Origin of the sequence: Pseudomonas jinjuensis, assembly GCF_900103845.1 — a bacterium.
Classification (GTDB): Bacteria; Pseudomonadota; Gammaproteobacteria; order Pseudomonadales; family Pseudomonadaceae; genus Pseudomonas; species Pseudomonas jinjuensis.
Map to the genome: position 1 here is coordinate 313222 of NZ_FNIJ01000006.1, position 10317 is coordinate 323538.

Here is a 10317-nt window from a genome sequence, read left to right on the forward strand (position 1 = left end):
CGGCCACGCCTGTCGTCTCGTAGGCATTTTCCCTTGCTGAAGAAAGTTCTGAAGGTCATGCTGCGCACTGTATAAAGAAACAGTCATCTGCTGCCCATGCCCTCTCCCGCGCCGGATTCCGGCCTGTACTACCTGCACAACTTCGCCACCGCGCTCGACTGGATCGACGAACGCCACGCGCCGCTGCTGGACGACGGGGAACGCCGCTTCATCCGCGAATTCCGCGCGCTGGACGTGGCTTCGCAGGCATTGCTGGTGCGCCTGGTGATGCGCAAGGGGCCGCACTTTCGCGCCGGCAAGCTGAGCTACGCGGAGATCGGTTGCCCGCGCCGGGCCGCCGGGCCGTTGCTGGAACTGGGCTGGCTCAGCGAATCGGTGGAACTGGAATTCGCCGAATTGCTGCAACTGCTGCGCAAGGACGAGCTGATCGCGCGCTTTCGCAGCGAACTGCCCTCCGCTTCGCTGCGAAAGGGCGATCTGCCCGACCATCTGGCGGCCTACCGGGAACAGCGGCACAGCTTCCACGGCTGGTGCCCCGGGCTGGACGAACCGCTCTACAGCCTGACCATCGGCGAACTCTGCGACCGCCTGCGCCTGCTGTTCTTCGGCAACCTGCGGCAGGACTGGTCAGAATTCGTCCTCGCCGACCTGGGTATCTACCGCTACGAACAGGTGCCGTTCAGCGCCGAATCCCGCGCTTTCCGCAACCGCGCCGACCTCGACGGCTACCTGCATCTTTGGCGCTGTGCCGAGTGCTTCGCCGCCGGCTCGCCGGTGGACGAGGTGGTCGCTCAGGTCGGCGACTTCGCCAGCGACAACCCCTTCCTGCAGGCGCGCCATGCCCGCCTGCTGTTCCGCCTGGCGCGTCAGCTGGAACGCGAAACCGATCTGGAAGGCGCCCTCGCCCTCTACCAGCGCAGCACCCATGCCGGCTCGCGCCAGCGGCAGATCCGCGTGCTGGAGCTGCTCGGCCGGCACCGGCAGGCCCACGCCCTCGCCCTGCAGGCGGCAGCAGCTCCGCAGAGCGAAGAAGAAGTGCAACTGGTGGAACGCGCGCTGGTGCGCCTCGACCGCCAGCTTGGCCATCCGCGCCTCCCGCGCAGCCCTGTTCCGCCAGAACGGAGGATAGACCTGAAGCTGCCGTTTGCCGATGCGATCAGCGTGGAGCAGGCGGTACAGCTGTATCTGGACGAGCCGGAAGCGCCGGCCTATTACGTCGAGAACACGCTGATCAACAGCCTGTTCGGCCTGCTCTGCTGGGAGGCGATCTTCGCCCCGCTGCCCGGCGCCTTCTTCCACCCCTTCCACGCCGGCCCGGCGGACCTGCTCAGCGCCGACTTCGCCACGTGTCGCGCCGGGCTGTTCGCCGGCTGTTTCGCGCTGATCGACAACGGCGAATACCTCGACAGGATTCGCCGCACGTACCGCGACAAGTTCGGCATCGCCTCGCCCTTCGTCTACTGGGAGCTGCTCACCGAGGAACTGCTGGAAACCGCACTGGCCTGCCTGCCCGCCAAACATCTGAAGCTCTGGTTCCAGCGCCTGCTGGCCGACATCGGCGCCAACCGTGCCGGCATGCCGGACCTGATCCAGTTCTGGCCGGCCGAGCGGCGTTACCGGATGATCGAGGTGAAAGGCCCCGGCGACCGCCTGCAGGACAACCAGAAGCGCTGGCTGGCGTTCTGCGCCGAGCACGGCATGCCGGTGGAAGTCTGCTACGTGCAGTGGAGCGACGCCGCGTGACCTATGCCATCGCCGTGCGCGCGCTGTGCGAATTCACCGCCAAGGAGGGCGACCTCGACCTGCGTTTCACCCCGGCGCCCACCGCCCAGGAAGGCATCGCCGGTCACGCCACCGTGGTCTCGCGGCGCGGCGTCGGCTACGTCTCAGAGCTGCCGCTGCGCGGCGAATATCCCGGGCTGGTGGTCAGCGGCCGCGCCGATGGATTCGACCCGCTGGAAAACCTGCTGGAAGAGATCAAGACCCACCGCGGCGACGTGGCGCGCATCCCGCAGAACCACCGCCTGCTGCACTGGGCGCAGGTGAAGGTCTACGGCTGGCTGCTCTGCCAGCAGCTCGAAATGGAAGAGATCGACCTGGCGGTGGTGTATTTCAACGTCATCTCGCAGAAGGAAACGGTGCTGCGCGAGCGCTTCGCCGCCGCCGACCTGCGCGCCTTCTTCGAGCTGCAGTGCAGCCGCTTCGTCGCCTGGGCCGAGCAGGAAAGCGCCCACCGCGTGGCCCGCGACGGCAGCCTGGAACGCCTGCGCTTCCCCTACGCGGATTTCCGCAAGGGCCAGCGCGCATTGGCCGAGGCGGTGTACCGCGCCGCCCGCGACGGCCGCACGCTGATGGCGCAGGCCACCACCGGCATCGGCAAGACCCTCGGCACGCTGTTCCCGCAGCTCAAGGCCTTCCCCGGCAAACAGCTCGACCGCCTGTTCTTCCTCACCGCCAAGACGCCGGGCCGCCGCCTGGCGCTGGACGCCCTGGCGACGCTGCGCTCGCAGGAAGACGACATGCCGCTGCGAGTGCTGGAACACGTCGCCCGCGACAAGGCCTGCGAGCATCCGGACAAGGCCTGCCACGGCGAATCCTGCCCGCTCGCCAAGGGCTTCTACGACCGCCTGCCCGCCGCCCGGCTGGCCGCGCTGAACCGCCGCTGGCTGACCCAGGACGCCGTGCGCGAAGTCGCCATCGCCCAGCAGATCTGCCCCTACTACCTGAGCCAGGAGCTGTGCCGCTGGGCGGACGTGGTGGTGTGCGACTACAACTACTACTTCGACATGACCGCCCTGCTCTACGGCCTGACGGTGCTCAACGACTGGCGTGTGACCCTGCTGGTGGACGAGGCGCACAACCTGATCGAGCGCGGCCGCGGCATGTACAGCGCGGAGCTGGACCAGGGCGAGTTCGCCGCCCTGCGCAAGGCCGGTCCGGCATCCCTGAAGAACGCGCTGGACCGCCTCAACCGCCACTGGAACCAGATCTACAAGGAACAGGAAGAGGACTACCGCATCCATCCGCTGCTGCCCGACCTGTTCATCGCCGCGCTGCAGAAGGTGGTCAGCGCCATCACCGACCACCTCACCGACCAGCCCACCGGCAACGATGCAGCGCTGCTGCGCTTCTATCTCGATTCGATGCTGTTCTGCCGGCTGGCCGAAGCCTACGGGCCGCACTCGCTGTTCGACGTCACCGTGGACCGCGGCGCCGGCTGGAAGCCGCAGGCGACCCTGAACCTGCGCAACATCGTGCCGGCGCCCTTCCTCGCCGAGCGCTTCGAGGCGGCGCACAGCACCACGCTGTTCTCCGCCACGCTGAACCCGGCGCACTACTACGCCGACCTGCTCGGCCTGCCGGAAGGCACCACCTGGCTGGAAGTGGAATCGCCGTTCCGCGCCGAGCAGTTGCGCGTGCACGCGCTGAGCAACCTGTCCACCCGCTACCAGCACCGCGAAGCCAGCCTCGCGCCCATCGCCACGCTGATGGCCCGGCAGTTCGCCGAACGCCCAGGCAACTACCTGGCATTCTTCAGCAGCTACGCCTACCTGGAGCAGGCGCTGCAACGCTTCCGCAGCGAGCATCCGCATATCCCGGTGTGGGCGCAGTCGCGCAGCATGAGCGAGGCCGAGCGCCAGGGCTTCCTCGACCGCTTCGTCCACGGCTCGCAGGGCATCGGTTTCGCCGTGCTCGGCGGCGCCTTCGGCGAGGGCATCGACCTGCCCGGCGAGCGCCTGATCGGCGCCTTCATCGCCACCCTCGGCCTGCCGCAGGTGAACCCGGTCAACGAGGAGGTGAAGCAGCGCATGCAGGTGATGTTCGGCAACGGCTACGACTACACCTACCTGTTCCCCGGGCTGCAGAAGGTGGTGCAGGCGGCCGGACGGGTGATCCGCACCACCGAGGACAGCGGGGTGATCTACCTGCTGGATGACCGCTTCAACCAGCCGGCGACGCGGCGGCTGCTGCCGGGATGGTGGAAGACCGAGCGGTTGCGCTGGACGGAAGCCGAACTGTAGGAGCGACTGTCTTCGCGCCATGGCCCACCGCTGGTGTAGGGCGAATGAAGCGGAACGCTTCATCCGCCGTTGAGCGCCATGCCGATGGAATGGCGGATAACGCTGGCGCGTTATGCGCCCTACTCACCTGCCCCGCTTGACGCCGAACCTGTAGGAGCCAGCTTGCTGGCGATCCGAGCTGTCGGTCTAGCATCGGTGTAGCCGGATAGCTCGGTTGATCGCCAACAAGCTGGCTCCTGCGAAGAGCAGCGCTACGCCGAGAGTTCCGCGTTCCAATGCAGGACCGGACGGCGGATAACGCTGGCGCGTCATGCACCCTACGCTGCACCACTGACGCCGGCCCTGTAGGAGCCAGCTTGCTGGCGATCCGAGCTGTCGGTCTGGCATCGGTGTAGCCGGATAGCTCGGTTGATCGCCAGCAAGCTGGCTCCTGCGAAGAACAGCGCTACGCCGATAGTTCCGCGTTCGGACGCAGGACCGGACGGCGGATAACGCTGGCGCGTCATGCACCCTGCGCTGCACCACTGACGCCGGACCTGTAGGAGCCAGCTTGCTGGCGATCCGAGGTGTCGGTCTGGCATCGGTGTAGCCGGATAGCTCGGTTGATCGCCAGCAAGCTGGCTCCTACGAAGAGCAGCGCTACGCCGATAGTTCCGCGTTCGGACGCAGGACCGGACGGTGGATAACGCTGGCGCGTCATGCACCCGACTCAGCACCACCGACGCCGGACTTGTAGGAGCCAGCTTGCTGGCGATCCGAGATGTCGGTCTGGCATCGGTGTAGCCGGATAGCTCGGTTGATCGCCAGCAAGCTGGCTCCTGCGAAGAGCAGCGCTACGCCGATAGTTCCGCGTTCGGACGCAGGACCGGACGGCGGATAACGCTGGCGCGCCATGCATCCTGCGCTGCACCACTGACGCCGGACCTGTAGGAGCCAGCTTGCTGGCGATCCGAGGTGTCGGCCTGGCATCGGCGTAGCCGGATAGCTCGGTTGATCGCCAGCAAGCTGGCTCCTACGAAGAACAGCGCTACGCCGATAGTTCCACGTTCGGACGCAGGACCGGACGGCAGATAACGCTGGCGCGTTATGCACCCTACGCAGCCACGCTTGACGCCGGCGTCGTGAGGCTCACTCGAACCGGTATTCCGCAGCCACCCCCGCATACCACGAGCGCCCCGGCGCTGCCTCGTAGAAGCGGCCGTTGCTGTCGCCCACTATCACCGAGCCGACGTACTGGCGGTCCAGCAGGTTGTCCAGGCGCAGCAACTGGCGAAAGCTCCACGGCCCCTGGACCTGTTCGAACTGCGCGCGCCAGTTGAACACCGCATAGCTCGGCGCCGGCTTCGCCGCGTTGCTGTCCTCGACGTAGACCTTGCTGCGGTACTGCCCCTCCAGCCCGGTGCTGACGCCATCGCGCGGGCGCCAGACCAGTTCGCCGAACAGGCTGCTGGCCGGGATGCCGGGCAGGTGGTTGCCCTTGTCGATGGTCTCGCCGCCGGACTCGAAGCTGGAATCGTAGGTCGCCGACAGCCGCGTATAGGCCAGGCTCACCGTCCACTGTTCGCTCAGATCCGCCTCGACGCCCAGTTCGAAGCCCCGCCGCAGGGTCTTGCCGGCATTCTGGAAGCTGGTGCGCCCGCCCGTGGCCTCGGCGACCACTATCTCGTCGTCGGTGCGGATCTCGAACAGCGCCGCGTTGATCCTCGCCACCTCGCCCAGCAACGCTTTCAGCCCCAGCTCGTACTGCCTGCTGCTGGCCGCCTGCAGGTCGAAGTTGAAGCTTTCCAGCTGCCCCGGGGCATAGGCCATTTCCGCCTGGGTCGGCGTCTCGAAGCCCTTGCCGGCGCTGACGTAGCCGTGCAGCTGCGGGCTGAAGGCATACATCACCCCCAGCGACGGCACGTTCTTCTCGAAGCGCCGGGAGCCGCTGGAATCGCCGTTGGAGAGGAAATGGTCGTCCACCTCCATCTTCATGCTGGCGCGGCGGATGCCGGCCAGCAGGGTCCAGTCGCCAAGCACCCAGCTGGCCTGCACATAGGGATCGAGGCTGCTGGCGGTGTCCAGCTCGTCGCGGCGCAAGGCGCCCTTCACGCCGAGCTGGTCGCCATTGAAGCTCCGGAAACCGCGGCGATCGTCCTCGCTCCAGTCGTAATCGACGCCGAAGGTCAGGCTCAGCTCGCCCGGAACGCCCTGCAGCGGTTGCAGCCAGCGCAGGCTGCCGCCGTGGAAGTCGCGGTCGAAATCCACCACCCCGCCGCTGCCGAGGCGATTGGCGATGGCGGTGGGCGGGATGGCGAGGAACTGCAGCACGCTGCGCTGGCCGGCGTAGGCGGCGAACTGCAGGCTGGCCGCGCCGAACTGGCGCTCGTAGTTCAGGCCGAGCTGCTGGTGGTCGATGCTCTTGCGCGTATCGAACAGCCGGGCGTTGGGCGTGACCGAACGCGGGTCGGCGTCGAAGCCTGCCCATGTCTGCCCCAGCGGGTCCTCGGTGCCGTTCTGCTCCAGGGTGCTGGCGATCAGCGCCAGACGGCTCTGGTCGTCGGGCCTGAGGTTGAGCTTGGCGAAGGTCTGGTCGCGGCGCGCGGCGCTGTGGTCGCGGTAGCCGTCGGTGTCCAGGCGCGAGGCGTCCAGCACGAAGCCCGCGTCGCCGGCGTCGTTGCCGCCCTCGGCGTAGACATGGTTGCGCTTCAGCTCGTCGCTGCCGAGCAGGCTTTCCGCGCCGACGCGCGGCGCGCCCTGGCCGTCGCGGGAGAACATCTGGATCACCCCGCCGGCGTTGCTGCCGTAGAGCGTCGCGGCCGGACCGCGCAGCACCTCGAAGCGCTCGGCGACGTCGAGGTTGAAGGTCGCCGCCTGGCCCTGGCCATCCGGCGTGCTGGCCGGGATGCCATCCATCAGCAGCTCGATGCCGCGCACGCCGAAGGCCGAGCGCGCGCCGAAGCCTCGGGAGGATATCTGCAGGTCCTGGGCGTAGTTCTGGCGGTTCTGCACCACCAGCCCGGGCACGCGGGCCAGGGCTTCGGAGGCGTTGATGCGCAGCTGGCCCTCGGCGATCTGCCGGCGGTCGACGCTGTCCACCGAGGCCGGCTGGTCGAAGCTGCGGCTCAGGCTGTAGCTGCCGGTGACCACCATCGGATCGAGCTCGGCGCGCTCCTGCGCCTCCCCGGCCAGGGAGAAGGCCGCGCCAAGCAGCGCCATGCATGTCGAACGCTTCGCTGTCATCCCTTGTCCCCGGAACCCCTCCGGCAAGCGTAGGGTGGAAAACCGCGCAGCGTTTTCCACCGTTCGATCCGACGACGGAACCTGCCGCATGGCGCCCCGCGGGTGCCGATGCGCCACTTGGCCGCTACAATACGCGCCCCGCCCGTGCCGGATGCCCTTGTCATGTCGTTGCCCAAGAACCACCTCGAACTGCTCAGCCCCGCCCGCGATGTGTCCATCGCCCGCGAGGCCATCCTGCATGGGGCCGATGCCGTCTACATCGGCGGCCCGAGCTTCGGTGCGCGGCACAACGCCTGCAATGAGGTAAGCGACATCGCCGCCCTGGTGGAGTTCGCCCATCGTTATCACGCACGGGTGTTCACCACCATCAACACCATCCTCCACGACGACGAGCTGGAGCCGGCGCGCAAGCTGATCCACGAGCTGTACGACGCCGGCGTCGACGCGCTGATCGTGCAGGACCTCGGCGTCCTCGACCTGGACATCCCGCCCATCGAGCTGCACGCCAGCACCCAGACCGACATCCGTACCCTGGGGCGGGCGAAGTTCCTCGACCAGGCCGGCTTCTCCCAACTGGTATTGGCCCGCGAGCTGAACCTGCAGGAAATCCGCGCCATCGCCGACGAAACCGACGCGGCCATCGAATTCTTCATCCATGGCGCGCTGTGCGTGGCCTTCTCCGGCCAGTGCAACATCTCCCACGCGCAGACCGGACGCAGCGCCAACCGTGGCGACTGCTCGCAGGCCTGCCGCCTGCCGTACACCCTGAAGGACGACCAGGGCCGCGTGGTGGCCTACGAGAAGCACCTGCTGTCGATGAAGGACAACAACCAGAGCGCCAACCTGCGCGCCCTGGTGGATGCCGGCGTGCGCTCGTTCAAGATCGAGGGGCGCTACAAGGATGTGGGCTACGTGAAGAACATCACCGCCTACTACCGCCAGCTGCTGGACGAAATCCTCGGCGAGCGCCCGGACCTGGCTCGCGCCTCCAGCGGCCGCACCGATCACTTCTTCGTGCCGGCCCCGGACAAGACCTTCCACCGCGGCAGCACCGACTACTTCGTCAACGCGCGCAAGGTCGACATCGGCGCCTTCGACTCGCCGACCTTCACCGGCCTGCCGGTGGGCGTGGTGGAGAAAGTCGGCAAGCGCGACCTGATCGCCGTCACCCACGAGCCGCTGTCCAACGGCGACGGTCTCAACGTGCTGGTCAAGCGCGAGGTGGTCGGCTTCCGCGCCAACATCGCCGAGCTGCGCAATGAGTTCGAGGAGGACGGCGAGAAGCGCTGGCGCTATCGCGTCGAACCCAACGAGATGCCCGAGGGCATGTATCGCCTGCGGCCGAACCACCCGCTGTCGCGCAACCTCGACCACAACTGGCAGCAGGCGCTGCAGAAGACCTCCGCCGAGCGCCGCATCGGCCTGTCCTGGCAGGCGCGCCTGCGCGAGGAGCGCCTGGAACTGACCGCCACCAGCGAGGAAGGCGTCAGCGCCACGGTCGCCCTGGACGGTCCGTTCGGCGCGGCGAACAAGCCGGAGCAGGCGCTGGAACAACTGCGCGACCTGCTCGGCCAGCTCGGCACCACCATCTACCATGCCGAGGCCGTCGAACTGGATGCGCCGCAGGCGTACTTCATCCCCAACTCGCAGCTCAAGGCGCTGCGTCGCGAGGCCATCGAAGCGCTGACCAGTGCCCGCGTCGCCGCCCATCCGCGCGGCGCGCGCAAGGCCGAGACGAATCCGCCGCCGGTCTACCCGGAAGCGCACCTGTCTTTCCTGTACAACGTCTACAACCACAAGGCCCGCGAGTTCTACCACCGCCACGGCGTGCAGCTGATCGACGCGGCCTACGAGGCCCACGAGGAAACCGGCGAGGTGCCGGTGATGATCACCAAGCACTGCCTGCGCTTCTCCTTCAACCTCTGCCCGAAGCAGGCCAAGGGCGTCACCGGCGTGCGCACCAAGGTGCAGCCGATGCAGCTGATCCACGGCGACGAGGTGCTGACCCTGAAGTTCGACTGCAAGCCCTGCGAAATGCACGTGATCGGCAAGATGAAGGGCCACATCCTCGACCTGCCGCAGCCGGGCAGCGCGGTGGCGCAGATCGTCGGCCAGATCAGCCCGGAAGACCTGCTCAAGACCATCCGCAAGCCGGCGCACTGAGCGGAAAGGCGGGGCCATCGCGGCCCCGCCGGAAAATCACAGCAGCAGCGTGCGGATATCGCCGAGCAGGTCGCCGAGACGCCTGGTGAAGCGTGCGGCGGCGGCGCCGTTGATCACCCGGTGATCGTAGGACAGCGACAGCGGCAGCATCAGGCGCGGCTGGAAGGCCTTGCCGTCCCATACCGGCTGCATGCTCGCCCTGGACACGCCGAGGATCGCCACTTCCGGCGCGTTGACGATCGGCGTGAAGCCGGTGCCGCCAATGTGGCCGAGGCTGGAAATGGTGAAGCAGGCGCCCTGCATGGCGTCGGCGGAGAGCTTCTTGGTGCGCGCCTTCTCCGCCAGTTCGGCGGCTTCGGCGGCCAGCTGCAGCAGGCTCTTCCGGTCGACGTCGCGGATCACCGGCACCAGCAGGCCGTCCGGGGTGTCCACGGCGAAGCCGATGTGCACGTACTTCTTGCGGATCAGCGCCTTGCCGCTGGGGGCCAGGGAGCTGTTGAAGTCCGGCATCTCCCTGAGAATATGCGCACAGGCTTTCAGCAGGATCGGCAGCACGGTCAGCTTGACCCCAGCCTTCTCGGCGACGGCCTTCTGCGCGACGCGGAAGGCTTCCGCCTCGGTGATGTCGGCCGAGTCGAACTGGGTCACGTGCGGCACGTTCAGCCAGCTGCGGTGCAGGTTGGCGGCGCCGACCTGCATCAGGCGGGTCATCGCCACTTCTTCCACTTCGCCGAACTTGCTGAAGTCGACTTCCGGAATCGGCGGGATGCCGGCACCGCCGGTCGCGCCGGCCGGCGCTTCCTTGGCCTTCTGCATCATCGCCTTGACGTAGACCTGCACGTCTTCCTTGAGGATGCGGCCCTTCGGACCGGTCCCCGGAACGACGGCCAGCTCGACGCCGAACTCGCGG

Annotated in this window: 5 protein-coding genes; 3 read left to right on the forward strand and 2 right to left on the reverse strand. The window is 67.6% G+C overall.

Going from position 1 to position 10317, the window contains the following annotated elements; all coding sequences use genetic code 11:
* Positions 1–96: 96 nt before the first annotated feature.
* Entirely contained in the window at positions 97–1743 is a 1647-nt protein-coding gene (locus BLR75_RS11165; RefSeq protein ID WP_090416049.1) for a VRR-NUC domain-containing protein, read from the forward strand.
* Positions 1740–4022 (forward strand): ATP-dependent DNA helicase, encoded by a 2283-nt coding sequence (locus BLR75_RS11170; RefSeq protein WP_084314724.1) that lies wholly within the window; start codon positions 1740–1742, stop codon positions 4020–4022. Before BLR75_RS11165 ends, BLR75_RS11170 begins: the two co-directional genes overlap by 4 nt.
* 1128 nt (positions 4023–5150) lie before the next feature.
* Here the strand turns inward: BLR75_RS11170 and BLR75_RS11175 are convergent.
* Positions 5151–7244, reverse strand: a complete 2094-nt coding sequence (locus tag BLR75_RS11175) for a TonB-dependent receptor family protein (RefSeq protein ID WP_371858160.1) — start codon at positions 7242–7244, stop codon at positions 5151–5153.
* 162 nt (positions 7245–7406) lie between these two features.
* Between BLR75_RS11175 and BLR75_RS11180 the strand changes: the two genes are divergently transcribed.
* Entirely contained in the window at positions 7407–9407 is a 2001-nt protein-coding gene (locus BLR75_RS11180; RefSeq protein WP_084315551.1) for a peptidase U32 family protein, read from the forward strand.
* Between the two features lie 36 nt (positions 9408–9443).
* Here the strand turns inward: BLR75_RS11180 and BLR75_RS11185 are convergent.
* Positions 9444–10317 (reverse strand): 2-oxo acid dehydrogenase subunit E2 (locus tag BLR75_RS11185; RefSeq protein ID WP_175469373.1); only part of this gene is annotated, 874 nt, incomplete at its 5' end.